This is a genomic window from Planktothrix sp. FACHB-1365, assembly GCF_014697575.1.
GTDB lineage: Bacteria > Cyanobacteriota > Cyanobacteriia > Cyanobacteriales > Microcoleaceae > Planktothrix.
The window spans coordinates 250,446-276,504 of the sequence record NZ_JACJSC010000002.1 but is presented as its reverse complement, the minus strand read 5'-3'; the positions used below and the strand labels follow the sequence as shown (position 1 = coordinate 276,504).

Sequence of the window (26,059 nt, the reverse complement as noted above, 5' to 3'; positions counted from 1 at the left end):
TAACTGCTAAATTCTTAATTGCGGACTCCTGCCATGATAACTCCGGGTGAATTGAATTACTACTATAAAGTGTTAGATCTTAAGCCTGGTGCCTCCTTAGAATTGGTGGATCAAGCTTATAAAGACTTGGCATTTATTTGGCATCCCGATCGCATTCCTGAAGAGAATCAACGATTAAGAAAAATCGCTGAGGAAAAACTTAAAGAAATTAACCAAGCACGGGATAAATTACGTTCTTTATTGCGTCGTTCTTCATCGAATTCAACTCAACGCTCATCAACAGTTCAGCGTTCAGAAGCTTATCCTAAATCGTCCTCCAATGGATCAGGACATTCGACTTCCAACACCCATCAACGCCCGTCTTCTTCCTATCAATCTTCGACCTATCAAAGCCGTGTAAAAACTCCTGAAAATGCAACTTTTCAGCGTTCTCCAACTTCTGTTAATTCTCAACCGCAAACACCACCTTCTCCACCACCACCTCCCCCTAAACCCACAGAATTAAGTGGATTAAGTTTTAAAGGGAAAGATTTAAAAGAACGGGATTTTTCCAGCCGAAATTTAAGCGGTGCGGACTTAAGTGAAGCTGATTTAAGTGATGCGTTTTTACATAAAGTTAACTTGAGTGGTGCTTGTTTATATAAAGCTAATTTATTTCGAGCTAATTTTTTACAAGCTAATTTAACCTATGCAAATTTACAAGAAGCTAATTTAATTGGGGCTGATTTAAGTGGGGCTGATTTAAGATGTGCCAATTTAACGGGGGCAAAAGTAGGAATAGGGGATAAAATTATGGTAAAATTAACAGGAGCTAAATTACAAGGGGCGATTTTACCGGATGGAAGTGTTCATCCTCAATAAGAATTTAACTATTAAGGGGAATGAGGGGACGTTGACCAGCATTTACAATTTAATTTGATATTAACTCTGTAGGATGGGCTATGCCCATCACCTACCTCCTAAATTAAGCATAATATATCTATGGGATGGTAAGCTGTTCAGCGCCTAAAGTGTATAGTACGAAATCGTGGAATTATTGCAGTGCGAGCGTCCCCGCTCGCTAAGATCTAAAATTTAAGTGCGTAACAGCTTAATGGCTTTTATTAGGGGTTGATGATGGGCATAGCCCATCCTACAAAGAGTTTGTATAAATTTTATTTTTAACCTAAATAAGCTTGTTTAACTCGTTCATCGGTTAATAACTCAGAAGCTTTTCCAGTTAACGTTAAACAACCCGCTTCTAAAACATAACCTCGATCTGCAATTTCTAAGGCTAAATTGGCATTTTGTTCGACTAATAAAATCGTAACACCGGATTGATTCAGTTGACGAATAACTGAGAAGATTTCTCTAACAATTTGGGGGGCTAATCCTAAACTGGGTTCATCTAATAATAATAACTGAGGACGACTCATCACCGCACGGGCGATCGCTAACATTTGTTGTTCTCCACCACTAAGGGTTCCTGCTAATTGATGTTTTCGTTCAGCTAACCGGGGAAAGGTGATAAATTGTTTTTCAATATCCGTTTTAATTCCTAAGCGATCGCTGCGGCTATAAGCTCCTAATTCTAAATTGGTTAATATGGTTTGTCGAGATAGAATTCTCCGACCTTCAGGACTTTGGGCGATACCCATTTTAACCACTTGATCAGGTCGTAAATTTGTGATATCTTTTCCTTGATAAATTAGTTTTCCTTGACGAAGATTAATTAAGCGAGAAATCGTTTTTAATGTAGTCGTTTTTCCGGCTCCATTGGCTCCTATTAAGGTGACAATTTCCCCTTGATTTACGACAATATTAATGTCTTTTAAAGCTTGAATAGAACCATAATTAACAGATACATTCACTAATTCTAACATAATTTATTCATCTCCTAAATAAGCTTCGATGACCGCAGGATTATTTCTCACAATTTCCGGTTCTCCTAATGCAATCAATTTACCAAAATCTAAAACCGCAATGCGATCGCACAACCCCATCACCAAGGGAACGTGATGTTCAATTAAAATTACCGTTAACTGAAATTGTTTAGCAATTTGTCGAATTAAATCACTCAGTTCTTTTTTCTCGCTGGGGTTCATACCCGCCGCAGGTTCATCTAATAATAATAATTTCGGTTCTAAGGCTAACGCACGGGCAATTTCTAAGCGTCGTTGGTCGCCATAAGCAAAATTACAAGCCTTTTGTTCAACTCGATCTGTTAATCCAAATATGGCTAATAATTCTCTAGCTTTCTCATAGTTTTTATGTTCAATTTGTACCGCTTTCGGTAAACCTAAAATCCCTGAAATCAGATTAGATTTGTTGTGAATATGACGAGCGATCGCAACATTTTCTAAAGCGGATAAATTGCCAAATAACCGCAGATTTTGAAAGGTTCTGGCAATTCCTTGTTCTGCAATTTGATAAGGTTTTAATTGAGTGATGGGATGATTTTGATAAATCAATGAACCCTGAGAAGGCGGAATTAACCCGGTAATTAAATTAAATAATGTGGTTTTTCCGGCTCCATTGGGGCCAATTAAACCGAATATTTCTTGATCTTGAACGGTAAAAGATACCTGATCAACCGCTAATAAGCCGCCGAAATATCGGGTTAAACCTTGTACTTCTAAAATCGGTTGTACTGTTGATGAACTCATCGGTTAACCTTTAATGGATTGTTTGTTTAAAATTCCTCGAAACGGATTTTTTCGAGCGATTTTATTTAATAATTCAGGAGTAATTAAGCCTTGGGGATAAAAAATTGATCCCAAAACCAATAACACCCCAAAAATAATTAAACGACCATCCCGTAAAAATTGAGCTAACCATAAGGGTAAACTACTCATTCCCCCCATTCCCCGTAACACTTCAGGTAAGGCGGTGAGAATAATTCCCCCTAAAACTGGCCCCCAAAAGGTTCTTGACCCTCCAATTAACACAAAAGCTAAATAAATAATACTACTATCAAAGGTTCCTTGACGAGCATTCCAAGTATTGATAAAATGGGCGCTAATCGTTCCCACTAATCCGGCTAAAATTGCCCCCAATGTAAAGGATAATGCTTTATAATAAGTGGGGTTAATTCCCATCGAATCGGCGGCTAATTCATCTTCTCGAATGGCACTAAACGCTCGTCCCGCTTTAATTTTTTCTAAGCGATATAAGAAAAGCATACTTAGAATTAATAAAGGAATCGCCACCCATAAATATTCTAAGGGCGTTGCAAAAGGTTGCGGAATTCCAAAAATACCAACCGCTCCTCCGGTTATCTCTAAATTTAATGCTAAAACCCTTAAAATTTCCACAAAAGCAATGGTTGAAATTGCTAAGTAAATTCCCCGTAATCTCAGTACCGGAATTCCTAATGCTATGGCTAAAATAGCAGAAACTAAGGTTGTTATCAATAGTTCTATTAAGAGGAAAGGAAAGGGAAAAATAGTCCCCGTGAATTTAAAGACTTGAGTTGATAAAATGGCAGCAATATAACCCCCTAACGCATAAAATCCAGGGGTTGCTAAGGAGAGTTGACCCGCCATTAAGGGTAAATAAACAGACAGCCCAAGAACCGCTCCAAATAGCATCGAAACGATTAAAAATCCATAGGTGTTTAAAAAATTAATCATAGATTTTAATTAATATTTCATCCTTTAATGTTTGCTACTAATAATTGTTCGGATAGCCAATTACTTTGTCCTATCCCCTATTCCCTATTTTCTTTTCCCTTCTGTTCCCTGTTCCCTCTTCAATTATACCTTTTGAATCCGTTTACGTCCTAATAATCCTTCCGGTCGAACTAATAACATAATAAACAGAATAGCAAAAGAAATCGCCTCTCGATAGCCGGAAAAATCAGGAGGAACAAAGGCTTCTGCTAATCCTAATAATAACCCTCCAATTACTGCGCCCGGGATACTTCCTAACCCGCCTAAAACAATTACCCCTAACCCTTTCAACCCAAAACTAATTCCAAAATACGGCCCTGCTATACTGACACTAGAACCCACTAAGGTTCCCGCTAATCCTGCTAAAAGTCCACTGACAAAAAAGGTGATTGTAATAAATTGTTCGGGGTTAATTCCTAATAAACTAGCGGTGGTTTCATCTTCGGCGACGGCTTGTAACGCTTTGCCAATTTTCGTTCCATTCACCAGATAGGTTAATAAAGCAACGATGACCGCACAAACTCCAAAAATAATCACTTGTACGGTTCTAATCATAATCGGTCGAGTCTCAGTTCCAAAATTAATAGCGGCGGGAATATTCCCATAAATATTATCAGGAAAAGTGTAAATTTCTGCCCCAACTAAATATTGAATCACGTTGACAATTACCACCGCAGCCCCTAAACTAGAAACAAGGGTTAATAAAGGATCAGCCCGTCGAACTCTTAACGGTTTAAAGGCTAATCGTTCTAACAGAATAGAGGCTAATCCCGCTAGAATACTGCCTAAAATTAAGGCTACAAAAAAGGGCAATTGAAACGGTAATTTTCCATTGGCTAATAATCCATTAAATCCAAAAACTCCCCCCGATAACGTATAGGTAAAATAAGCTCCCAAAGTAAAAATAGCCCCATGAGCAAAATTAATCACCCCTAAAATTGAAAAAACTAGGGTATATCCTAATGCAAAAATAGCGTAAACACTACCAATTGATAAACCATTTAAAAATAATTGCAAAAACAAATTCAAATCCATAGTTAGTTTTTTCTCTCGTTGTCTCGTTGCTATAGGTTCTACCTAGCAATGCTGTATTGCAGGCTCCGCCTGCTGGTTTATTATAGGAGGTAGAACCTCCTGAATGATGTTCCCTGGTAGAACCAGGGGAACGAGGATATCAGCGTTATTTTAAATAGGTGAATTTGCCATTTTTTCCTGTTTCATCCATTTTAATTTGGGCAACATAAAATTTTTCTTGTACGACTTCCCCTTCAGGCGTAAAGGAAATATTACCTAAAACTGTTTCATATTTTCCTGATAAAATAGCTTGATTTAATTGTTCTCTTAGTTGTTCTAAAGATAAACTACTAATTTTATTTTTCTGGTCAACGGCTTTTAACGCTTCTACAAACACTTGAATTCCGGCGAAAGCTTGGGCTGTAAATTGAGGCGGTTCTTTTTTATTTTCAGCTACATAGGTTTCTCGGAAAGTTTTATTAATCGGATTATCAATTTCAGGACTATAAGCTTGAGCAATAATCACCCCATCACATTCTTTTTGACAGACGGGTAAAATATTAGAGGTATTTAAACCATTTCCGCCAATAATTAATCCTTGATAACCGAGTTGTCGTAACTGTTTAATTAAATTTCCGCCATCAGCAGCGAGTCCCGAAATAATAATTAAATCAGGATTTAAGTTAATAGCAGCAGTGGCTTGATTTTGAAAATCGGTGTCGGTGGTTTGGAATTTCTGAACGGTGACTAACTCTAGGTTTAAATCTTTAACGGTTTGTTGAAAGGTTTCTGTTTCTGATTTACTAAACGCATCATTTTGAGCATAGAAAACCGCAACTTTTTTTAAGTTGGGATTGAGTTTTAAAGCAGCTTGCACTGCGTTAGGAGCAACCACCGCAACAGGTGCAGAAACCCGTGCAATATAATCCCCAATTTGTGGAATTTTTTTCGCCGTATTAGAAGGGCCTAAAACCGGGACTTTTGCCCGTTCAGCAATGGGGTCAGCGGCAAACGCTTGTTGAGATAAAGAAGGGCCTAAAATTCCCACAACTTTCTCTTGAGTAATTAAAGTATTAAAGGCATTAATAGCGCTTTGTTCATCGCCTCCGCCATCTTGTAGTGCTAATTTAATTGGGGTTCCATTGACACCCCCTTGTTGATTAAAATACTGTTCTGCCATTTTCGCGCCAATCACTTGTTCTTGTCCTAATAATGCGGCGTTACTGGTTTGGGCAAGAACAACTCCGAGGGGAATTCCATTAGCATAGGGTTGAGAGGAATTACAGGCTACTACTAAAGAAAAGGTAATTCCTGATAAAAATAGAGGAATAAATTGACGTCTTTTAATCATTAGGGTGCAAACCACACAAGGAATAAGCGATCTTGCACCCAGAATTGAACTCTTGAGTACAAGGGGGATGGCTGCCCATTATACAACTGTCTGGGAACGGAGACAAGTGAATTTCAAAAAAGCGATCACAACCCAGAAATATGACAATTTGATAGTCAAATTAATTTGAATGGCTGATTAAACTCATGATTTGATTTTTGGCAGCTTTTGAAACCTCTTATTCTGCGGCTTAATCCTGACTAGGAAGGTGAATTAAAGTCTGAAGCAAGAAGTTTTCGCTCTTTGAATATTTGTTGATAACAAATATGAGAAAAATAAAAAAGCCAGGTTACAATTCCCATCAGTTTACTGCCATCTTCTAATAAAAAAAACCAATTACTTTTAGATCCATTATAATCAATATTAAGAGGTAAAATATCTATAAAAACAGAGACCCCGAAAAGAAGTAAAGCCGTTCCTAAAATCTGAAATTGAGTAGAGTTTAAGATGATATTTCTATAGTAAATTAAGAGTAAAAAAAGTAAAGCAAACTCAGCACCTAGAATAACATTTTCATGGACTTTCAAAAAGTAAGGAAGTAGCGCCTCATGTAACATCAAGAAATCATCCAACATGAACCAAAACGAAATTAACCCGGATAAGCCAATAAAATTTTTAAACTTTTTATCTTTGTTGTTAATCGGTGACAGAATAAAAAATGAAAAAATACAAATCACCCCACTACTACCCCAGGTAAAAACACTTAAATTTGAGATAAATCCCGTAAAAGGAGATAGGTTAGCAATCGCAAAAATATCTCTTGTTAATAGGGGAACAGGAATACGATTCTGCAACCCAGCCCCAATTAAAATGCTCAGGAAAGGAACATAAAACTTCAGCAAATTTAAAAAAGCTTGATTCCGTTTTTGGGGAGAAATATCCCTGGTCAACCCATGAGCAGGAACACTTTGTCGTCCTCTGACACTCAAAAATTTATTAAAAAAGGGTACATAGAATTTGAGTAACGTTAATGTCGTTTGGGTCGGGATAATTTTTCTAAAATTAGACACAGTAAAATCTCCTGTCATGACAATAGCAGCAACGGCGGAAAGTGTTAGAAAGGGTTCTCGAAAAGTAGAGATGCGTGTTTGCTGGTTGTACTCTGGCTTTGGCAGATCAACCTGATCTTAATCTTCTGTTTAACTGGTTTTAACTATTCTGAGGTTAATTTCTCTAACAGAAAAGATAAATCCCTCTGTAGATAGAGATTGGGACTTTAACGCTAATATTTTAATTTGATGTACAAAATTTTATTTTTCTTGTTTTTTTGACAAAGTAATATTTATTTGATAAAAATAAAATGTTTACTTTCAGATCATAAATTTATAAAAATTACTAGGTATAACGGGGAAGGGGAGGCGGGAAGAAGTAAATTTATGTAAAAATATGATCGCTGACTTTAAAAAAGCCTCGGAATTATTAGGAAATAGTGGAGATGCTAAGACGCAACAATTAACCCTAATTATTCAAGAATTAGAAGCTTCTCGCCCGGTCATTATTGTAGAAGAAGATGACGATGATGATGACTACAAGTTAAGACGGAAGAGAAATACTTCTTCTACAAGTTCAAGTCGGAGTCGAAGTCGGAGAAGACGATAACAGACTTAAAACCCACAATTAGGGTTAATAGACAGTCGCCAAGTCCGGTTAAAACCTGAACCAAAGGTATCATAACTGTGACCTAATCGATAGGGAAAATGTCCCAAGGGAACCGTTTTAGGATCACCTTTCTCATAGGTTATATCACGAGGATCAATACGCCAACCCACCGCTTGTTCAAATTGTTCATAACGGTCTTCGAGTTTCTCCGAAGAATGACGGATGGATTTTAAAATTTTACCTTGAACACTTAAACCAAACCGCCCCTTAGAGTATTTCACCCATAGCTGATCAACCCCCTGGAGTTCCGAACAGGGAATTTCAGAAATTACCAACGGCGCCGGGATATAAGGGCGATTTTCAATGGGAATCCGGTACTTTTCAAACAATTCTAAGGTTTTTAAGTCTGCTTTAATCCATTGACCCGTCGCTAACGCATCAATAACAGCACAGTATTTGACTCGATGGGTAATTGAGGCGACCCCATTCCAAACCCCCCCACTGACCCCGTTTCCGGTGGTAGCAGGTAAATGTCCATCGGGGGCTCGATGGGAAAAATTCAGTTGATCATATTTTAGCCACTGACCGCGCTGACGCCAACCGACGCGATCGCCAAATTTCTCCGCCATCTCTGGGGTATAGTTACCAATTATTCCTCCTAAAGATGTCCAAATTTTTTCCTGTTGACTAAACCCAAACCGACCATCACTATAATAATTCCACAATCGATTTATGGTTTGTAAATCCTCACAAGCTAAACCTTCCACATCCCTTTGACTTAACCAACCTTCGGCTTGTCGGTTACTCAGTTGAAGTAAAATTTTAAAGGTTTCTTGATCCGCTTCTTTCCAGCGATACTCTGCTAATAATTGTTTGAGTTGTTGATAGTTTATATTGGCATTTGATGTGAGATTAAAAACCGGATCGGGTTTAGGGGGGGGAGACGAGAACTGACAAGCCTGAAGACCCCAGGAAAACATAAGTACAATCCACGAATATCGCCAAACGGAAGATTTTTTTAACATATTTTCTAACTTTTTATCAACTATTTATATAGCAATCCTATCTGATTTGTAAAAAATAACCGTAGGGGTTTGGGGAACCCAGATCCCCAGAGGGTTTAGCAGGACATCACCCCTACAATAAAATATTACAATCTATTTAGGGTTGCTGTCTAATGTAAATTATATGACAAATATCGACATTTTTAGATAAAAAAATTAATAAAAATCAGGGTTTAAATAGCTGAAATCATGATATTATCAAGAATAAGATTCAGGAGGTATTGAGTCAAGAATTATGTCTTTTTTGAGAAAAGGATTGATCTTTTTCCTGACCTGCTTAGTCGGTTTTACTGTTACCATTACCCATCATTTTCACTTTTCTCCGGTTTCCGCAACGGAAATAACCATTATTGCTCAAGTTCCAACTGTTAATTTAAGTCAACTGCCAGCAGAAGCCCGGAATACTTTAAAATTAATTGATCAAGGAGGCCCTTTCCCTTACCCTGAAAAAGATGGCTCAACTTTCTTTAACCGAGAAAGATTATTACCCAATAAACCCAATGGCTATTATCGGGAATATACTATACCGACTCCAGGGGAAAGAAGTCGGGGAGCAAGGCGCTTTGTTGTCGGTATTCAGGGGGAAATTTATTACACCAGCAACCATTATCAAAGTTTTTTTAGGGTTTTAAGACAATGAATCAAATATTAAACCTGATACAAGGTGAAAGTCAACCGAATATTTATCAGTTTCCCTTAGATATTTCGCCAGAAGAATTATCTCAACTTTGTCAAGAGTATGGCTGTGAGTTATTTTATTTTGACGGGGGTAAAATTAACAATAAATCTGATTTTCTAAAAACAGCCAGCACGGTAATGAATTTACCTGAATATTTTGGCTATAATTGGGATGTTTGGGAAGATTGTTTGACTGATCTCAGTTGGTTTGAAGCTTCATCTTATTTGATTGTTTATGATCAATGGCAAAATTTCGCTGAGAATTATCCTGATGATTGGCAAATCTTAACTGATATTTTTTCAGAAGCGATCGCCTATTGGCAAAAAAGAAATAAGCGATTTTCTGTATTATTAGTCAGTTATTACTAAGGTATAATCCAAATAGGACTGACACAAACAAATTGTTGTGCAATTGATTTTCATTAAAAATTAACCAGAATTAACCAAATTGGAATGCGTAAAACCATGACTTATCACTTATCTACTTTTCTGAGTTACTTTCAAAAGTATCTTAGTTCAACAGGCATTTTACCAATAATTCTAGTATCTATGATTTGCGGTTGTTCATTTGTGGAAAAACCACAAGCTACTTCTTCTACACCCGCACCTATAGCTACATCAACTCAAACTCCTTCTCCCCCTCCTCAACCTGACTCGTTTAGGGAAGCAGTTAGCAAAGCAATGAAAGTTGCTGTTAGTGTTCAATCTGCTAAATCTCTGGAAGATTGGAATGAAATTGCTCGTCAATGGATGGAAGTTATTGACTTGCTAAAAACTGTACCTTCTTCTAGTTCTAATTATGAAATTGCTCAAAAAAAAATTATGGAATATCAGAAAAATCTTGATTATGCTAGTCAACAAGTTTCTCGGTTAGATCCTTTTAACCAAGCTACAGAAAAAGCGAAGAAAGCAGCCAACCTCACACAAACTGCAAAATCTTACGATCAGTGGAATGAGGTATTAAATTTATGGAAAGAAGCGATCGCATTATTAAACACAATCTCAGAATCTCATCCTAAAAGCAGTTTAGCTAGGCAAAAATCAACAGAATATCAAACTAATTTAGATTATTCTCAACAGCAAGTTATCAAGAATGATCCTTTTAGTCAAGGAATGGCTAAAGCTGAAGAAGCTGTTCAACTTCAGCCTTATGCTATTTTAGAAGCTGATTGGAATCAAGTTGCTCGTTCTTGGCAAGAAGCAATCAATTTCCTGAAAAATGTTTCTCAAAACCATCCCCAAAAAGATTTAGCAAATCAAAAGATTTCCGAGTATTCAAAAAATTTAACTTATGCAAAACAGCAGGCTAATTCTATGAAGCAAGCTGCCGAAGTTGCTATACAAAGTTCTTCATCAATTCCTGAACCTGCTCCACAGCCCAGTCCCCCTAAACCGCCTGCTTCTAATCAAAAACCTAGTCCTCCTAAACCCTCTAATTCTAATCAAAAACCGAATCAATTACCACCTTCTAATTCAGCAAGAGACTTTTTAGAGGATTACTTGAATGATGTTGTTAATAAAGGTAATTACGGGTATGGCTATTGGTGTAAATCATCAAAGGATCTAGTTAGTCGCTTGTATTCACCTAGAAACTATCAAATTTTAGATGTTAATGATTATAGCAACAAAGCATCAGCTGTTGTTAGGATAGATTCTAGTACAAAGGGAGGATTTGCAGTTACACAAAATTGGAATTTTTACCTGGATCAAGAAGCCGGGAAATGGTGTTTGACTTTAATAATTGAACAATGATAAAATAATGGGATGATTGCTTTTTATATCTACGAAATATTCTATAATGTAAGTAGAGATGAGGTAATGCCAATGGATTTTTATAGCGTTGTTCTTAAAAAAAGTGCGGGCTATTGGGTCGCATTATGTTTAGAAAATGGGATTGTTGCTCAAGGGGAAAATCCTGAACAATCGATTAGTAAACTTCAAGAAGCGATTGAATCTTTTTTATTAGTCTGTGAAACCGAGGAAAAAGTTGATCAATCTCCTATTTCGATTTTAGAACTCCATGAATTTTTAACCATTGATGAGGATAATCAATCAAATAGTTATGAATTAAGGAAGGTCTATGCCTAAAAATATCCCTTCATTAAAACCAAGAGAACTAATTAAAATTTTAGAAAAAGGTGGATGTAAATTTTATCGAGAAGGGAAAGGAGATCATTGCTTATATATTCGTCTAATTCAAGAAAATAAACGAATTGTTCCCATTGATATCGGTGCAAAAGAAATGTCACCTGCTTATGTGTTAAGGATTTTTCGGCAATTTGGCTTTACTGATGAAGAAATCGATCAACTGTTAAAATAAAACCCAACTTTAACCCCTTTCAATCCAATTTCACTACCCGAAAAATAGCTGTGCCAGTTGTGTAAGTCTTGGACTTCTTACAATGCGATCGCACCGTCATAAGGGTATCAGGGTATATAATGATTGGGTTGATATTATCGTTTATAATGAGTAGATACATTAGTTTAATCAGGAGCGTTGATATGGTTGTTCTTGATATAGAAAATATTAAAGATACAATTAAGGGGTTAACAATTCCCCTGAAATCATACTCTGATGATTTTCTAGGTTTTTATCAGAGGATTAACAACAGTATTTCTGCTGAAATCAATATCATTAAACAGTTAGATGGTATTGATTTAATTATTATTGAAAATTTGTATAAAGATTATTCTCGATCAGAAATTAGCCCTCATGTCATTATCCAAAAACATGAACAGGAAACAATCAATATTTGGATTTTAGGCAATTTTGAACCTGAAAATCAAATTGTTTGGGAATTATCAGAAGTTTTTGCAGACTTTTATGTTGAATTCTTGTTAATGCCTATTTTTAATGTTTTTAACTATGCTGATCTTAAACCGGAATTAATACAGGAATTGAAACAGGGAATTATTGTCTATGAATGCGAAGAAAATTTATCAAGAAATAGCGCAACGGTATATTGAGAGTGCTAAACAGCTAGTTGCTGCTAGTAGCGAAATTCAAGAAGTGATTGGCTTTCTTGTTTATCATGCTTTAGAATCTATTGCTTGTGCTGTAATCGTACATTTTAAAAGTTCTATCCCGATGAACCATGAAACCAAATTAAATATGTTTTTACGATTTTGTAAGCGATATTTTTCAGATGTCGTGAATGTTAAAAAGATTGCTACAGTTATTTCTCGAATCAATAACTATGGTTATCGAGAAAAGTTTCTCTATCCTGAGTTTCAATCTGATGATAGTTATAAAGCACCTCATGAGCAAATTACCATCACTCAGGCTAGATTATTAATTCAAGATGTTGATAGAATTGTTAATCAAATTATAAATCTAATTTAATACTGTAAATCCAGTCACCCTTTTAGACGTACAATAGAAGAAATGAACCAAAACACTAACGCGGGGAAAGAATTGTCAAAATATCCTGACATTTTCCCCCGTTTGTCATGCTCTATCTTAAATTGGAGACTTTAAACAGTGGTTGCACAATATCCTGACACTTACGAAGCCAAAACACAAGAGATTGCTAAACAACTTTTGGCGGCGACCCAAGAGAAAAAACGGTCATTGTTCGGACAGTTACAAGACCAAATGCGCTTTGATGATAAACTCATGGACTGGGCAATGTCAAACCCCGGTTTACGAGTGCAATTGTTCCATTTTATTGATTGTTTACCCGCATTGCGAAGTAAACCTGAAATTGCAGCCCATTTACAAGAATATCTGACCACAGAAGCAGTTGAACTTCCTGATGTTCTTAAAAAATTACTCAATTTTGCGAACCCTGACTCCCTCCCCGGACAACTAGCAGCGACAACGGTGGCGCCTGCGGTGGAAACCTTAGCCCAAAAATATATTGCAGGTGCTAATATCCCCAAAGTTATTAAAACTTTAGAACAGTTACGCAAAGATAAAATGGCGTTTACGGTTGATTTATTAGGGGAAGCCGTTATTACTGAAACTGAAGCACAATCTTATCTAAATAATTATTTAGAATTGATGGAAAGTCTCAGCGATGCGGCTAAAAAATGGTCAACTATTCCCCAAATTGATGAAGCCGATGGCAACCCCATTCCTAAAGTTCAAGTTTCCGTTAAATTAACGGCATTTTATTCTCAATTTGACCCCTTAGATGCAAAAGGAAGTGAAGAAAAAGTCGGAGAACGTATCCGAATTTTACTGCGTCGGGCGAAAGAATTGGGGGCGGCGGTGCATTTTGATATGGAACAATACGCCTATAAAGATTTAACCTTCAGCATTCTAAAAAATCTGTTGATGGAAGAAGAATTCCGCACCAGAACTGATATTGGCATGACGGTGCAAGCTTATTTACGAGAGTCTCAAAAGGATTTAGAAGGCATTATAGAATGGGTAAAATTACGAGGTTATCCCGTTAGTGTGCGATTGGTGAAAGGGGCTTATTGGGATCAAGAAACCATTAAAGCCATGCAAAATGACTGGCCCCAACCTGTTTATAATGATAAGGCGGCAACGGATGCTAATTTTGAACGGTTGACTCAATTGATGTTAGAAAATCATCAATATATTTATTCGGCTATTGGTAGCCATAACGTCCGTTCTCAAGCCAGAGCGATCGCCATTGCAGAAACCCTAAATGTACCTCGTCGTGCCTTTGAAATGCAGGTTTTATATGGCATGGGCGACCAACTCGCTAAAGCTTTAGTGCAGAAAGGATATCGGGTGAGAATGTATTGCCCCTATGGGGATTTATTACCCGGAATGTCCTATTTAATTCGGCGGTTATTAGAAAATACAGCCAATAGTTCTTTTGTGCGTCAAAGTTCAGAAAATCGCCCCGTTGAAGAGTTATTATCTCCCCCCAAAGATAACCCCAATAGCAATATTTTTGAGACTTGGAAACCCGTATTTCCTAATTCAGCCGATACGGATTTTTCTAATGCTGCATTACGGGATAAAGGGTTACGGGCGTTAGAAATTGTACGTCAACAATTAGGACAAGCTTACAACCCATTAATTAATGGTCAATATGTTAATACTGCCCAAATAATAGACTCCTTAAACCCTTCTAACCCCTCAGAAATTGTGGGGAAAGTTGGGTTAATTAGCGTTGAACAAGCGGAAACTGCCATTCAAGCCGCGAAAGCTGCCTTTCCAGCATGGCGACATACTCCAGTCCGACAACGGGCAGGTGTGCTACGGAAAGCCGCCGAACTGTTTGAACAACGGCGGGCGGAGTTGTGTGCGTGGATGGCGTTTGAAGTCGGAAAACCCCTCCATCAAGGGGATGCGGAAGTGTCCGAGGCGATTGATTTCTGTCGTTATTATGCCGATGAAATGGAACGGTTAGATCAGGGCTACCAGTATGACACTGCTGGCGAAACCAACCGTTATAACTATCAGCCGCGTGGAATTTCCGTCATTATTTCCCCCTGGAATTTCCCCCTGGCCATTCCCGTTGGGATGACGGTCGCATCCTTAGTCACGGGGAACTGTACGTTATTGAAGCCTGCGGAAGTGTCATCGGTGATCGCCGCGAAAATTACCGAAGTGTTAGTGGATGCGGGAATTCCGGCGGGTGTGTTCCAATTTGTCCCCGGAAAAGGCTCAACGGTGGGTTCCTACATGGTACAGCACCCGGACGTTCACATGATTACCTTTACAGGTTCTCAGGAGGTGGGATGCCGGATTTATGCTGAAGCGGCACTGCTGAAACCCGGACAAAAACACCTGAAACGGGTGATCGCCGAAATGGGCGGCAAAAATGCCATTATCGTTGATGAAAGTGCCGACCTTGACCAAGCAGTGGCAGGTGTTGTGTATTCTGCCTTTGGCTATACGGGTCAAAAATGTTCCGCCTGTTCCCGTGTGGTGGTGTTAGAACCTGTTTATGAGGCGTTTGTGAAGCGGTTAACGGAGGCGGTGCGGTCTTTAAATGTGGGGGATGCGGTATTACCGAGTACCCAGGTTGGCCCGGTGATTGATGCTAATGCTCAACAGAAGATTAAAGAATATATTGAGATTGGCAAACAAGAAGCAGAATTAGCGATTCAAGTTGCTACACCGGAAACAGGTTATTTTGTGGGGCCAACGGTTTTTATTAATGTTTTACCGACGGCAAAAATCGCCCAAGAGGAAATTTTTGGCCCCGTTTTAGCGGTGATTAAAGCTCAAAATTTTGAGGAAGCGTTGGATATTGCCAATGGCACTAATTTTGCATTAACGGGGGGTTTATATTCCAGAACTCCGTCCCATATTCAGAAGGCAAAAACTGAATTTGAAGTGGGAAATTTGTATATTAACCGAGGGATTACGGGGGCTATTGTTTCCCGTCAACCCTTCGGTGGATTTAAACTTTCCGGTGTCGGTTCTAAGGCGGGTGGCCCCGATTATTTATTACAATTCTTAGAACCTCGTCACATCACAGAAAACATTCAACGTCAAGGTTTTGCCCCCATTGAAGGGGTTGAATAACTGCACTTTAATCCTCTCTGTAGGGGCGGGGTTTCCCCGTCCTGACTATAGTGTGGTAGAAGGCGATCGCTTTTTTTAAAGGGCGATCGCGCTATAATCATAAAAAAACCAGGAAACCCTAATGAGACAAGTGATCATTAATAACTGTAAAGACTTGACGATAGATTAAATAAATGATAAAATTAAAATAAGAAAAAATAAACAAAGGGAGAAGCGGATGAAACAATTTTTTATAAATTTCAAACATTATGTTCCATTTAATTTCAATACGGAATCTTCGTACTGATACTGCAAAATATCCTGATGTCAAAAAGCAGATTGATGATTGGTATGCAGTTGTCAAAAAAGCCAATTGGAAGAACCTAGAAGATGTTCGTAAAATTTACCGAGATGCTGAAGCAGTGAGTAATTTTACTGTATTTAACATCAAAGGTAACAATTATCGATTAATTGTAGGTATCGACTACGAAGAACAGATCGTTTACTACAAATATTTTCTGACTCATGCCGAATATGACAAAGGCAAGTGGAAAAATGACCCTTACTATTGATAAAACTGTTTATAGCAATCTGTTAGCTGAAGTCACTCCTCAAGTGATTGAAACGGAGGAGGAGTATGATCGGATTTTAGCTATTGTTGAACGATTAACCTTTGCTAAAACTCGCACCCCTGAAGAACGAACGTTATTAAAATTGCTGGTTCAGTTAGTTGAAACCTACGAATCAGAACAGTATCCCATCGATGAATCTGCACCCTACGAGATTTTACAACATTTGATGGAAATGAGTGGAACTTGTGAAAAGGATTTAGTTGGTGCTATTGGCTCAAGTGATGTTGTCTCTGAAGTTGTTAATGGTAAACGTTCTATTAGTAAAATGCAAGCAAAAGCACTGGCTGATTATTTTCAAGTTTCGATCAACTTATTTATTTAATTAAATTTTAATTCAATCTTTCGTAGCCCTGAAGTGTGAAAACAAGGGAGCGATCGCGCTATAATTAATATAAGATTATTGAGGAATTGAAAGAATATGAACCATAAACTCATCGATTCTTTAGTTCAAATTATTTCTTCATTAACACCCGAAGAAAGACAAAACCTAGAAAAACAATTAGCCAGTCAACAACCCTCCATTCAAAAGTCTTTTATTTCCATTAAAGATGATCCTTGTGTGGGAATGTGGAAAGATCGAGAAGATTTACAAGATAGTTCAGCATGGGTTCGTCAAATGAGAAAGCAAGAATGGATGGGTTAGCATGAAGCAAATTTTAATCGATACAGATATCTTAATTGATGTATTTCGGGGAATCGAACCCGCTATTAATCGACTTCAAGATGAATCCAAAACAGCCTTGTTGTCAATTAGTGTGGTAACGGAGATGGAATTAATGGTTGGTTGCCGTAATAAATCTGAACAGCAACAATTAACTGTTTTTTTAAGCAGCTATGGCATTCTTAAAATTAATGAATCTATTTCAGATCAAGCTATTGAACTATTGAGACAATACCGCCTCAGTCATGGTTTATTGATTCCTGATGCGTTAATAGCTGCAACAGCCATTAGTTTTGATATCCCTCTCCTCACTAAAAATCAGAGTGATTATCGTTTTATTACAGAAGTAAATTTGTTACCTTATCCTTAACTTTAATGAACGCCGTCATATTACCAAAAACATTCAACGTCAAGGTTTTGCCCCCATTGAATGCGTCGAATAACCCCGTTGTTGCGCTTTAGCGCATTAAAAAGCGATCGCTTTTTTAAAAAGGGCGATCGCGTATAATTAATATGGAATACCGTGACGACTATTAAAAAGTTAAGCTTTTCCCTATTATAAAATTAGAATTATGGAACATCTAAAATATTTGCTTGTGATAGTAGCTTTCGTTCCTCAACTCGCTCTGGACGATTTATTTGTAACAATTTTACTGTCACTCGTCCAATCGCAGTTAACGGGATAATTTCGCCTTTTTCTAATTTAAAATGCTCCCGCCAGCGATCACGACGAGGGTTATATAATCTTACAATTTCCCCATTCATGGGATCGATTGAAGCCAGATCGCTTCCTTTCTATTTGTTGCAGATTGTACAAGCCAATGCTAAATTATTTTCGTTCGTTTGTCCACCGTGCTTTTCTGCAATAATATGATCGATTTCATGGGGTACAAAAACAGAAATTTCTGGCATCAAACAATACTCACAAGCAAAATTAGCGCGATCGCAAACCAAGCGTTTGAGAGCAGCAGAAACATAAGCCTTACTCATTTTTTAGCTGCGTTAAGTTTTAGCAATGCTTTAGCCTTAGCCACCCGCACCAAATGTTCAATATATTCATATTGTTGCCATGATCGTTCCTCTTCAGCCGTCAACCCAACGGTTCTATTTTTTTCTAGCAAATTGTTAATATGTTGTTGTAATGCTTCCGACGGCTTCAACGCCAAAATTTCCTCTGGAGTGGGAAGATTTGCCAAGAATTCTAATACATCTGCCAACCCAGAAAATCCAGATTGAGCATCTGCACTCCATTCCCGCAAACCCAGTTCTAAAATGTGTGTTAACTGCTCTTGCAGTGGACTTAACCGCATCGCCAATTCATCGGGAACTTCGACTTTAATCTGCATGATCGAGCTTTGCAACGCTTAAAGAGAAATGTAAGTTAATTATAGCATCTTAGTAAATTGTATCAGAGGCGATCGCATTCCAACACATGAACCCATTCAGAAAAGCGATCATTCTTTTTAAGGTAAACGGCGATCGCAATTGATAATTCAACTCTGCTTAAATAAAATGATAAAACCTTCTTGTTGAAAGTGCTTATCATGGGTTAAAACTTCAGTAATATTAAGTTGATTCATCGTTACCATAGAAATACAATCTGTTAAACTGTATCCTTTATCAAATCGTTGACTAAATAATTCTAAACCTCCGGTAAAAGATTCATGGCTTTGAGAAATAATAGTTATATTCTGATCAGCGATAACTTGGGTAATTAACCGAAAAACTGCTTTTTTCATAGGGGATGGAAAAGAGGCAAAAAAATTAATCGTTTCTATTAATACTTCTTCTGTTGTCACCAATTTAATATTATTGAGATTGCGGCTATAATTTCTGACAGTCTGATGCCATGAGTCAGCCACATTAATTAAAGCAACCCAATAAAACGTATCGACAAAAAGAGTTTTCATAATTCTTGCTCGATGTTTTTAGACAGATAAAAATCATGATTTTCTGCCCCGTCTTTTGGTAATTGACTTATAACTTCTTCAGGAATATCTTTAATAATATCATCTGCGACTTCCCAAATGGGTTTATAAGCTTTCTCAGTCGGTTTAACAGTTTGCTTAAGAGAGCGAATGAAATCTAATACCTCATCCAGTTGAGAAGGGGTAATTTGTTCTAATTCTTGTAGAATTACTTCTTTGGTTGCCATAGTGTTTTTATTAATAAACGTAACATTATTATAGCATTTTAGTAAATTGTATAATAGGCGATCGCATTCCTACACATAAACCCAGTCAGAAAAGCGATCACCATTTTAAAAATAGCGATCGCCTTATGATACCCTAATAGTTATATAACTCGTTCAAAAAAAATTACTCAATTTTTACATCCTAATTTTTAATTTTATTCTAATCGCCAAATTATTTTTAAAGTATTAATCAATTCTTTTTGACGTTTTTCAATAATTTGAGGAGTCCAAACATTTTCTTTAAGAACCTGTACAGTTATTGCAAATGTTGAAACCCCTGTTTTTGTAAAATATTGTTCTTTTTTATCCTGAAAATCAAAATTACCTGCCTGATTATTTTTTTTTCGGGAAAGCAAAACTAAGTTACCCAACCGATGAACATACTTGTCACGTTGCTTTTGATTAGGGAACCAACTTAACCAATTAGTTTTAGCAGCAGGATTTTGAGGTAAAATATGTTCTACTGTAATATTAGAGAGATCGTATGATGCTATTCCTTCCGCAAGAGCAGAATCTAATCGTTGTAAAACGTATTTACACGCTTTTTTATTTTGCTGGTAAATATTACCATCCAAAATATCTAGTATTTCTTTTTGCTCCTTTTGTTTAAGCTGAAGTGGGCAATTTACGTCATATATGTCCTTCTCTTCCTCTATATAACTTAGTAATTGCCCGTAGCGAATTCCACGATCTTTATCGGATATTTGCTGAATCAGAAGCCCTGCTGCAAGGCGTTCTAAATCTGAAAAGAAACGTAAGAGTAAGTCGGGTTTATCGGGATAACGAGATAAATACAAAATAGCTGATGGCAACCAATCAGAATTATCTATTCGAGATAGCCATTTAAAATAATTATTAATTTTTTTCTCTACCTCTTTATCGTTATTTACATAAGCATAATTTTTTATATAATATAAAGAATCAGAAAATGGAATTAAAGTCTCATCAATAAATTTACAAACATCCTGCTCTTTAATTTGCTGACGCAATCCCTCAAGAATATTTTTTGCTTTTCTATTTTTTTTATATATGGTGGTGGTATAACTTAATAAATCTTCAAATTCACTCCGACCTAAATCTTCTTCAATATCTTCCCATTTTTTACTATAGCGTTGTTGCTCATCTAGTTCTGGTATTTGACCAATCACATCTGCTTTAAAAATATCTGCGTTTGTGAGATTTAACCCTCGATCATTTAAAACAGAAAATATTCGATACGCTGAGTCAAGATCTGGAGTGGAAACTACAACTAGAAAGCATTTGTTAACAATAAACTGAGCCAGGCGTAATCGCCGTTCTTCTGAAATCTTTTCAATAGAATCTAAAAATAAAATAGCATTTTCTTTAATTCGTTTTTGACTATCAATTAAATTTGCATCATTTAATTCTTTAATTTTGTTAATTCCTCCTTCATGTTGAATATATTTTTTTAAAAAATCTTTGTCTTTATCTCGTAAGCTAAGACGGTAAATATCAGGAGTCCTTTTAATTTTATTACCTTCTTGATAAATAAATATATTCAAATCTTTAGCTTGTTCTGAAGAGAGAGACTCTCGCAAAGCTGCTAGCAAAATTGTAAGAGTAGTAAGGCGTTGTTGACCATCTATAATTTGTGCATCGGCTGTATCCCCTTTGATTAATACAACACTACCAAGAAAGTAGGGGTTAATATTTTCAATTGGCTGACTACCTTCTCCTAAAAATTCTAATAAATCTTCTAACAATTCTCCAGCTTGCTTAGTTCCCCAAGCATAAGGACGTTGATAAGCAGGAATACTAAATACAAAATCATCACTAAATATTTTGCTAATAGAATATTCTGCACCATGAATTTTTACGGTACTCATTGATTATAATCCTTAATTCCACTATCTACATATGATATAATATCATTCTAAGCTAGGTCATCAGTATAAATACGGAAATTATCCTAAAATATTTCATCCATAGCTTGTTTCATATTTCTAAAGACATTTAGCACCTATTCCGGTTTGGGATATTGAAAAAACACAATAAGGATTAACCTTTGCCATATTTATTAATATTGGGAGATTAATAAAAGTGACGTTAAATCAATTGTTTTCCAATCCTGAAGTAGTTCATTAATTTGTTCAGGACTGTTAAAATTTCCTGTAAAATACTGAAACTCATGAGTATAAATATTTAGAAAGAAGTTTAGAATTGTACAATGATCTTTAACTCCAAATCCCAATTCACAATCAACTCGCCAGTTATCAACAGTTGTAGCATATTCATATAGGGCTTGGGATGCTAATTGAGTTTCTTGAGAATAGTTTTTTGCTAAACGTAAAAAATGACTCGGAGACTGTGCAACCTCACAAAATAGTTCAATGGCTTGAAAGGTTAAATCAGTGGGTTTAGATTTCCACTCTGTTAAAGATTGGCAAATATTGATTGCTTGTAAAAATTTATTTTCTAATAAGGTGTTCATAGATTTTAACGTTGATTAATTAATACAGACCAAGGATACTGAGCTTGAGCAAGTTGGTGTGCATCCAGTTGATTTATTCCTTGGTTGATCACTAACTCTGATTCTAACACCTCATGACGTAACAGCACTTCATCAATATCATTGATTTCTAACATAATCTGATCATAAGCTTGAATTACCTGTTTTAGATATTTTCGTTCAAATTGATTAAGATGTGACCATTTATTCCTCTGTACCTCTGATTCGTTAGGAGGTTGTGTCATGAGCTAGGCTACAAGTTTTTTTCGGTTCTCCATTATATCCCTTGATGATCAATCCAAATAGATAGTGATCGCTATTTATATTAAAATGTTCGTAGTCACAAAGGAATAAATTATTATTGCTTCCTACAAGTATCACTATTAATCGTGAAGGATGCTGTTCTTCTAAGCACGTTTCAATATAAAACGCAGTGTGTTTAGGATCTTTTAACAATTCAAGAGAAAATTTCCCCCCACCCGCTTAACATAGAAAATACCTATTCCACGTCTTTGTGACGATGCAATCCTGAACTTTTCTATCCTTTTCTAGCCTGACTTGCTGAGAAAGATTGTATCCTGTCAGATCAAGAATTTAAAAACTCCTGAACTTATCCCTATCGACGGTTTGACGGTTATAGAACACACTTAAGGTATAGATGGATAGATGAAATTGGGTTTATTGGAGGGGCAAGACCATGATGAGAACCGTTTTGGTGGTTGAAGACAATATTATTAATTGGAAAGTCTTTGAACGAATTTTAACAAGACGGGGTGGGTTAGTGGCTAAACACACCGAAGATGTGGAAACCGTGATGCAAATGGCGGTTAATAAACAAGCCGATCTAATTTTAATGGATGTGTCTTTAACGAATAGTTATTACGACGGGAAAGCCGTTGATGGGATTAAAATTACCCAAATGTTAAAAGCCAACCCAGAAACAGCAAAACTACCCGTTATTTTAGTCACTGCCCATGCGACAACAGGTGATCGAGAAAACTTTTTAGCCCAAAGTGGTGCTGATGATTATATTCCTAAACCTGTTGTTGATCATAAAGCCTTTGTCGAACAAATTAAATCTAAATTACCTGTAGACGATTAAAGGTGATGTTAATTTTTTAACCCCTAAACGTTGTCAACATCATGATCTTACCAGAGTGCATTATTCTTCAACATGAAGCAGCAAACCCGACAACTTCTGGCGAACGTTTAGTCGAACTTGCTCAACAAAATATAGAATTAGCGCGACTGGTTGCCAATAATTCTAATGCCCCCCCAGAGGTGTTAAAAGCCTTGGGAATGAGTGTGGACGTGGCAACTCGCCATCTGGTTGCGACAAATCCCAATACCCCTGGAGAAACCTTAATTGAATTACTCAATGAGTTTCCTAAACCGGTTTTGAGTAATCCTCAGTTTTCGATTTTATGTTCAACAGATTCCTCATTATTACGTCAAATTCCCCTCTCAACAATTCGTCTTTTGGTTCAGTTTAAGACAGCCCCAGATAGTTTTTTTAAATGGGCGGCTAACCATCCAAATCCCAATGTTTTAGCTGTATTAAAACTTTCATCAAATCCTCATTGATTCACTGAGAAATCAGGGAAGCCTGAATTTCCTCCATCTCCCCCTTAATTTAATCCCGTCAGTCCTCAATTTCACACTAAATTAGTGGTATTGAAAGGTTAAATATAGAATTTTGTACCTCTAATAATCCTTGTTTTTTATTCTTCATCTTCCCTCTAAATTTAACACCATTCTTATGAATTCTAATCACACAAAGGGGTAGTATTATGATGTCAGGGTTTAATGAATCTGTAAAAAAAGAATTAATTGATCGAGCAGAACTCTATCACAATGGGTCTGAAGATAGCAATTATTTAGATCAGTTATTTCAACTAGAGTTACTCCCTGATTTTATTATTGATGGATTAAATCTTAACGGAAGAGTAAATAATATTCGCTATTTAAAACCATCACTAAGCTTGTTGGAAGCACCCCTTAAAAAGTTAGCAAAAAAAAATCATTTTTGGGATATATTAGAAATTGCTACTGATTGTAATAAACCTGGGCTATTAGGGAAACAACTATCAGAATGTTCCCATGAAACTCGTCTGTTATTAGCGGCTCATTCCCAGACCCCAAGGGTAATTTTACAGGGGTTATTATATGATATTGAAGCCCAAATTCGGACAATTGCTGCTCAATCTTTAGCTCAAACTTCAGAAGGAGTAGGGCATTTAATTGCCTATTATGCTAAAACTTCCCCTCCGGTGATTCGTGCGATTATTTTATTACATTCTCAAACGTCTCCATCACTCTTATCAACAATAATAGAACAGGTTCAATATTCTAATTCTTGGTTGGTTAAATATGCGATCGCTCAACACCCCAATACCCCCATTTCTGTCTTAAAAACCCTCGCCCTTGACCCTCATCCTCAAGTTCAGGAGGTAGCTAAACTTCAATTACAAGGGTATTCTAAATCATCGATCATTCCTGCTTAAACTATTATAGCAGAATATCATTAATTATCCCAGGACTTCAAGATGATAGAAAGCAGTCTAGTGTAGAGACGTGCCATGGCACGTCTCTACGTGAAATTTGATGATGATCAACGGTTTAAAAGTTGTAATTCCTCTCGAATAGATAAGGGTTGATATCCTAAATTAAACGCTTTAGAACTTTCTAAAGAAACATCCGGGGGACGGGGTGCAGACATTTTAATCTCTGCTTGAGAACAAGGTTTAATCAAATCAGCAGGAAGCTCTAAAATCTCAGCCATGAGTTTGCCAAATTCATAACGAGAAATACGTTCTTTCCCGCCTAAATGAAGAATTCCTTGAGTCGTTTCTAAGGCTAATAATAATCCTTTAGCTGCCGTTGTTCCACTTACGGGCGTTCTAAATTCATCGACAAATAACTTTAACTCTTTTCCGTCTTTTAGAGCTTGAATAAACGGTTGAATAAAACTGGTTGCATGGGAAGGAACATTCCCAAACATTAACGGCATTCTGCAAATTGCTGTTCTGGGGTATCGTTCTAACATTCCCTGTTCAGCTAATACTTTTTGCTCTCCATAATAACTCACTGGAGAAACCGGATCAGTTTCCCGATAGGGTGCATTTAACCCATTAAAAACTAAGTCTGTTGATGTAAATACACAAGGAATATTTAATTCTGCACAGAAGTTAGCAATTAGAAGGGAAACTGTAACATTAATTTGATGGGATAGTTCAGGATATTGTTGACAAAAATTGGGTTGAGATTGAGCCGCAGCATGAATCACTACATCCGGTTGTATCTCTTGAAATAGAGTTTTAAGAGCTTGCTCATCTGTTAAATTGGATTGAATTAAATTAATATTATTAATATTAATAGCTTTAGAATGGGTAATCCCATAAACTTGCCATTGAGTTTGAGCCAGTTGGCAAAGATGCCATCCTAAAAAACCGCTTGCTCCTGTAATTAATAGTTTATTCATGACAGTTGAAAATTAAAATTGAATGAATTAATATTATTAGCTTTAGGATAAAAGTGTGATCGCTGTCTTTCCCTTCTGATTAATTAGACTCACATCCTGATGATCCTATTTTACATTATTTTTTATGAACAAGATTCCTTGAATCAGCCGACTAGGATAAAATTGAAAATTAAGAATCACCCGAAATCCCATTCAGTCAACCGAAATAGAAATCGTTATTTTAATGATTAATCCCCATGAACGAATTAACCCTAACTTGGACAGAAGCGGGTCACTCCTGTACCCAAACCCTGAATGATCAATACCCCAGCCAACATCCCGGAATTGTTCGCATTGGACGAGATCCAACACGCTGCGATATTGTATTATCCCATCCAACGGTTTCAGGATTACATATTGAAATTTATTTTAATCAAGCTAAACATAATTTTTATTTAAAAAATTTACGAGACACAAATCCTCCTTTAATTAATCATCAAAAGTTAATAACGGATGAAGTTCTTTTAACCCTTGGGAGCCAGATCCAATTAGGACAGCAACAACTGGAAGTCAGTGCCGTTTCTTTAGGCCCTTTTTTAATTCCCCCAACCCAATTATTTTCCCCGAATGAACCAAACTCTCAAGCAATTTTTTATCCAAATCCTGTACAATATGGTTTACAGTGTTCCAAATGCGATCGCGTTTCCTCTTATCAACAGTTAAATTCAGGGTGCCCTTGGTGTGGAACGTCGTTAGCCTCAGCAATTAGTGTGGTTTTATCCACTGAACATTAAACTATAACCCTCGAAAT

The 26,059-nt window shown here is 36.8% G+C and carries 34 protein-coding genes; 18 read left to right on the top strand and 16 right to left on the bottom strand.

Going from position 1 to position 26,059, the window contains the following annotated elements; translation table 11 throughout:
* Nucleotides 1-33 precede the first annotated feature (33 nt).
* On the top strand, nucleotides 34-861 hold the full coding sequence (locus H6G57_RS05515) for a pentapeptide repeat-containing protein (RefSeq protein ID WP_190516681.1): 828 nt from the start codon (nucleotides 34-36) through the stop codon (nucleotides 859-861).
* 299 nt (nucleotides 862-1,160) lie between these two features.
* Here the strand turns inward: H6G57_RS05515 and H6G57_RS05510 are convergent, their stop codons facing one another.
* The 6 genes from H6G57_RS05510 to H6G57_RS05485 form a co-directional block, all read right to left on the bottom strand.
* Nucleotides 1,161-1,862, bottom strand: a complete 702-nt coding sequence (locus H6G57_RS05510) for an ABC transporter ATP-binding protein (RefSeq protein WP_190516680.1) — start codon at nucleotides 1,860-1,862, stop codon at nucleotides 1,161-1,163.
* A 3-nt stretch (nucleotides 1,863-1,865) separates the two neighbouring features.
* Nucleotides 1,866-2,645, bottom strand: coding sequence for an ABC transporter ATP-binding protein (locus H6G57_RS05505; RefSeq protein WP_190516678.1), 780 nt, complete (start codon nucleotides 2,643-2,645; stop codon nucleotides 1,866-1,868).
* A gap of 3 nt (nucleotides 2,646-2,648) precedes the next feature.
* A complete protein-coding gene (locus tag H6G57_RS05500) occupies nucleotides 2,649-3,611 on the bottom strand; it encodes a branched-chain amino acid ABC transporter permease (RefSeq protein WP_190516676.1) in 963 nt (320 codons plus the stop codon).
* 123 nt (nucleotides 3,612-3,734) lie between these two features.
* Nucleotides 3,735-4,685, bottom strand: coding sequence for a branched-chain amino acid ABC transporter permease (locus H6G57_RS05495; RefSeq protein WP_190516674.1), 951 nt, complete (start codon nucleotides 4,683-4,685; stop codon nucleotides 3,735-3,737).
* Between the two features lie 145 nt (nucleotides 4,686-4,830).
* Nucleotides 4,831-6,015 carry an ABC transporter substrate-binding protein gene (locus tag H6G57_RS05490; RefSeq protein ID WP_190516673.1) on the bottom strand — a complete coding sequence of 395 codons (1,185 nt, stop codon included), beginning with the start codon at nucleotides 6,013-6,015 and terminating at the stop codon, nucleotides 4,831-4,833.
* A 239-nt stretch (nucleotides 6,016-6,254) separates the two neighbouring features.
* Nucleotides 6,255-7,064, bottom strand: a complete 810-nt coding sequence (locus H6G57_RS05485; protein ID WP_190516671.1) for a hypothetical protein — start codon at nucleotides 7,062-7,064, stop codon at nucleotides 6,255-6,257.
* A gap of 376 nt (nucleotides 7,065-7,440) precedes the next feature.
* Between H6G57_RS05485 and H6G57_RS05480 the strand changes: the two genes are divergently transcribed.
* The gene (locus H6G57_RS05480) at nucleotides 7,441-7,653 is read left to right on the top strand and encodes a hypothetical protein (RefSeq protein ID WP_190516669.1); all 213 of its coding nucleotides are present in this window, start codon (nucleotides 7,441-7,443) and stop codon (nucleotides 7,651-7,653) included.
* 5 nt (nucleotides 7,654-7,658) lie between these two features.
* Here the strand turns inward: H6G57_RS05480 and H6G57_RS28645 are convergent, their stop codons facing one another.
* On the bottom strand, nucleotides 7,659-8,633 hold the full coding sequence (locus H6G57_RS28645; protein ID WP_199313997.1) for a GUN4 domain-containing protein: 975 nt from the start codon (nucleotides 8,631-8,633) through the stop codon (nucleotides 7,659-7,661).
* Nucleotides 8,634-8,952: 319 nt separating this feature from the next.
* Here H6G57_RS28645 and H6G57_RS05470 point away from each other — a divergent pair, with 319 nt between their 5' ends.
* From H6G57_RS05470 to H6G57_RS05415, 12 genes are all read left to right on the top strand, one after another.
* Nucleotides 8,953-9,357, top strand: a complete 405-nt coding sequence (locus H6G57_RS05470; protein ID WP_190516667.1) for a ribonuclease domain-containing protein — start codon at nucleotides 8,953-8,955, stop codon at nucleotides 9,355-9,357.
* Nucleotides 9,354-9,764 (top strand): barstar family protein, encoded by a 411-nt coding sequence (locus H6G57_RS05465; protein WP_190516666.1) that lies wholly within the window; start codon nucleotides 9,354-9,356, stop codon nucleotides 9,762-9,764. The genes H6G57_RS05470 and H6G57_RS05465 overlap by 4 nt, the downstream gene beginning before the upstream one ends.
* A 201-nt stretch (nucleotides 9,765-9,965) precedes the next feature.
* Entirely contained in the window at nucleotides 9,966-11,147 is a 1,182-nt protein-coding gene (locus H6G57_RS05460) for a hypothetical protein (RefSeq protein ID WP_190516664.1), read from the top strand.
* A gap of 66 nt (nucleotides 11,148-11,213) precedes the next feature.
* A complete protein-coding gene (locus H6G57_RS05455; RefSeq protein ID WP_199313995.1) occupies nucleotides 11,214-11,483 on the top strand; it encodes a type II toxin-antitoxin system HicB family antitoxin in 270 nt (89 codons plus the stop codon).
* Nucleotides 11,476-11,715, top strand: coding sequence for a type II toxin-antitoxin system HicA family toxin (locus H6G57_RS05450; RefSeq protein WP_190516662.1), 240 nt, complete (start codon nucleotides 11,476-11,478; stop codon nucleotides 11,713-11,715). Before H6G57_RS05455 ends, H6G57_RS05450 begins: the two co-directional genes overlap by 8 nt.
* Before the next feature lie 182 nt (nucleotides 11,716-11,897).
* The gene (locus H6G57_RS05445) at nucleotides 11,898-12,362 is read left to right on the top strand and encodes a hypothetical protein (RefSeq protein WP_190516660.1); all 465 of its coding nucleotides are present in this window, start codon (nucleotides 11,898-11,900) and stop codon (nucleotides 12,360-12,362) included.
* Nucleotides 12,316-12,738 (top strand): hypothetical protein, encoded by a 423-nt coding sequence (locus tag H6G57_RS05440; RefSeq protein ID WP_190516659.1) that lies wholly within the window; start codon nucleotides 12,316-12,318, stop codon nucleotides 12,736-12,738. Before H6G57_RS05445 ends, H6G57_RS05440 begins: the two co-directional genes overlap by 47 nt.
* 138 nt (nucleotides 12,739-12,876) lie before the next feature.
* Complete coding sequence (pruA, locus tag H6G57_RS05435; RefSeq protein ID WP_190516657.1) at nucleotides 12,877-15,852, top strand: L-glutamate gamma-semialdehyde dehydrogenase; 2,976 nt, start codon at nucleotides 12,877-12,879, stop codon at nucleotides 15,850-15,852.
* Between the two features lie 248 nt (nucleotides 15,853-16,100).
* A complete protein-coding gene (locus H6G57_RS05430; RefSeq protein WP_072716850.1) occupies nucleotides 16,101-16,403 on the top strand; it encodes a type II toxin-antitoxin system HigB family toxin in 303 nt (100 codons plus the stop codon).
* The gene (locus H6G57_RS05425) at nucleotides 16,387-16,785 is read left to right on the top strand and encodes a type II toxin-antitoxin system HigA family antitoxin (RefSeq protein WP_190516655.1); all 399 of its coding nucleotides are present in this window, start codon (nucleotides 16,387-16,389) and stop codon (nucleotides 16,783-16,785) included. The genes H6G57_RS05430 and H6G57_RS05425 overlap by 17 nt, the downstream gene beginning before the upstream one ends.
* Nucleotides 16,786-16,881: 96 nt before the next feature.
* Nucleotides 16,882-17,106 carry a hypothetical protein gene (locus H6G57_RS05420; protein ID WP_190516653.1) on the top strand — a complete coding sequence of 75 codons (225 nt, stop codon included), beginning with the start codon at nucleotides 16,882-16,884 and terminating at the stop codon, nucleotides 17,104-17,106.
* Between the two features lies 1 nt (nucleotide 17,107).
* On the top strand, nucleotides 17,108-17,494 hold the full coding sequence (locus tag H6G57_RS05415) for a type II toxin-antitoxin system VapC family toxin (RefSeq protein WP_190516651.1): 387 nt from the start codon (nucleotides 17,108-17,110) through the stop codon (nucleotides 17,492-17,494).
* Between the two features lie 200 nt (nucleotides 17,495-17,694).
* Here H6G57_RS05415 and H6G57_RS28865 read toward each other — a convergent pair whose 3' ends face one another.
* From H6G57_RS28865 to H6G57_RS05380, 8 genes are all read right to left on the bottom strand, one after another.
* Nucleotides 17,695-17,889, bottom strand: coding sequence for a hypothetical protein (locus H6G57_RS28865; RefSeq protein WP_242048873.1), 195 nt, complete (start codon nucleotides 17,887-17,889; stop codon nucleotides 17,695-17,697).
* A gap of 30 nt (nucleotides 17,890-17,919) precedes the next feature.
* Nucleotides 17,920-18,114: an HNH endonuclease gene (locus tag H6G57_RS28860; RefSeq protein ID WP_242048872.1), complete on the bottom strand. Its 195-nt coding sequence runs from the start codon at nucleotides 18,112-18,114 to the stop codon at nucleotides 17,920-17,922.
* Entirely contained in the window at nucleotides 18,111-18,470 is a 360-nt protein-coding gene (locus H6G57_RS05405) for a hypothetical protein (RefSeq protein WP_190516650.1), read from the bottom strand. Before H6G57_RS05405 ends, H6G57_RS28860 begins: the two co-directional genes overlap by 4 nt.
* A 147-nt stretch (nucleotides 18,471-18,617) precedes the next feature.
* Complete coding sequence (locus H6G57_RS05400) at nucleotides 18,618-19,034, bottom strand: type II toxin-antitoxin system VapC family toxin (RefSeq protein ID WP_190516648.1); 417 nt, start codon at nucleotides 19,032-19,034, stop codon at nucleotides 18,618-18,620.
* A complete protein-coding gene (locus H6G57_RS05395) occupies nucleotides 19,031-19,279 on the bottom strand; it encodes a hypothetical protein (protein WP_190516646.1) in 249 nt (82 codons plus the stop codon). Before H6G57_RS05395 ends, H6G57_RS05400 begins: the two co-directional genes overlap by 4 nt.
* A 194-nt stretch (nucleotides 19,280-19,473) precedes the next feature.
* A complete protein-coding gene (locus tag H6G57_RS05390; protein ID WP_190516645.1) occupies nucleotides 19,474-21,165 on the bottom strand; it encodes a DUF262 domain-containing protein in 1,692 nt (563 codons plus the stop codon).
* A 191-nt stretch (nucleotides 21,166-21,356) separates the two neighbouring features.
* Nucleotides 21,357-21,770, bottom strand: a complete 414-nt coding sequence (locus H6G57_RS05385; protein ID WP_190516643.1) for a hypothetical protein — start codon at nucleotides 21,768-21,770, stop codon at nucleotides 21,357-21,359.
* 5 nt (nucleotides 21,771-21,775) lie between these two features.
* On the bottom strand, nucleotides 21,776-22,033 hold the full coding sequence (locus H6G57_RS05380) for a hypothetical protein (RefSeq protein ID WP_190516641.1): 258 nt from the start codon (nucleotides 22,031-22,033) through the stop codon (nucleotides 21,776-21,778).
* Nucleotides 22,034-22,488: 455 nt separating this feature from the next.
* On the opposite strand from H6G57_RS05380, the gene H6G57_RS05375 reads away from it, so the two are divergent.
* The 3 genes from H6G57_RS05375 (at nucleotide 22,489) to H6G57_RS05365 (ending at nucleotide 24,292) form a co-directional block, all read left to right on the top strand.
* Nucleotides 22,489-22,890: a response regulator gene (locus H6G57_RS05375; protein ID WP_072716897.1), complete on the top strand. Its 402-nt coding sequence runs from the start codon at nucleotides 22,489-22,491 to the stop codon at nucleotides 22,888-22,890.
* Between the two features lie 41 nt (nucleotides 22,891-22,931).
* Nucleotides 22,932-23,372 (top strand): hypothetical protein, encoded by a 441-nt coding sequence (locus H6G57_RS05370; protein WP_190516640.1) that lies wholly within the window; start codon nucleotides 22,932-22,934, stop codon nucleotides 23,370-23,372.
* A gap of 206 nt (nucleotides 23,373-23,578) precedes the next feature.
* Nucleotides 23,579-24,292 (top strand): hypothetical protein, encoded by a 714-nt coding sequence (locus H6G57_RS05365; RefSeq protein ID WP_190516638.1) that lies wholly within the window; start codon nucleotides 23,579-23,581, stop codon nucleotides 24,290-24,292.
* Between the two features lie 107 nt (nucleotides 24,293-24,399).
* Here the strand turns inward: H6G57_RS05365 and H6G57_RS05360 are convergent, their stop codons facing one another.
* Nucleotides 24,400-25,269, bottom strand: a complete 870-nt coding sequence (locus tag H6G57_RS05360; RefSeq protein ID WP_190516636.1) for an NAD(P)-dependent oxidoreductase — start codon at nucleotides 25,267-25,269, stop codon at nucleotides 24,400-24,402.
* Between the two features lie 236 nt (nucleotides 25,270-25,505).
* On the opposite strand from H6G57_RS05360, the gene H6G57_RS05355 reads away from it, so the two are divergent.
* Nucleotides 25,506-26,042 (top strand): FHA domain-containing protein, encoded by a 537-nt coding sequence (locus H6G57_RS05355; RefSeq protein WP_190516634.1) that lies wholly within the window; start codon nucleotides 25,506-25,508, stop codon nucleotides 26,040-26,042.
* The last annotated feature ends 17 nt before the right edge of the window (nucleotides 26,043-26,059 follow it).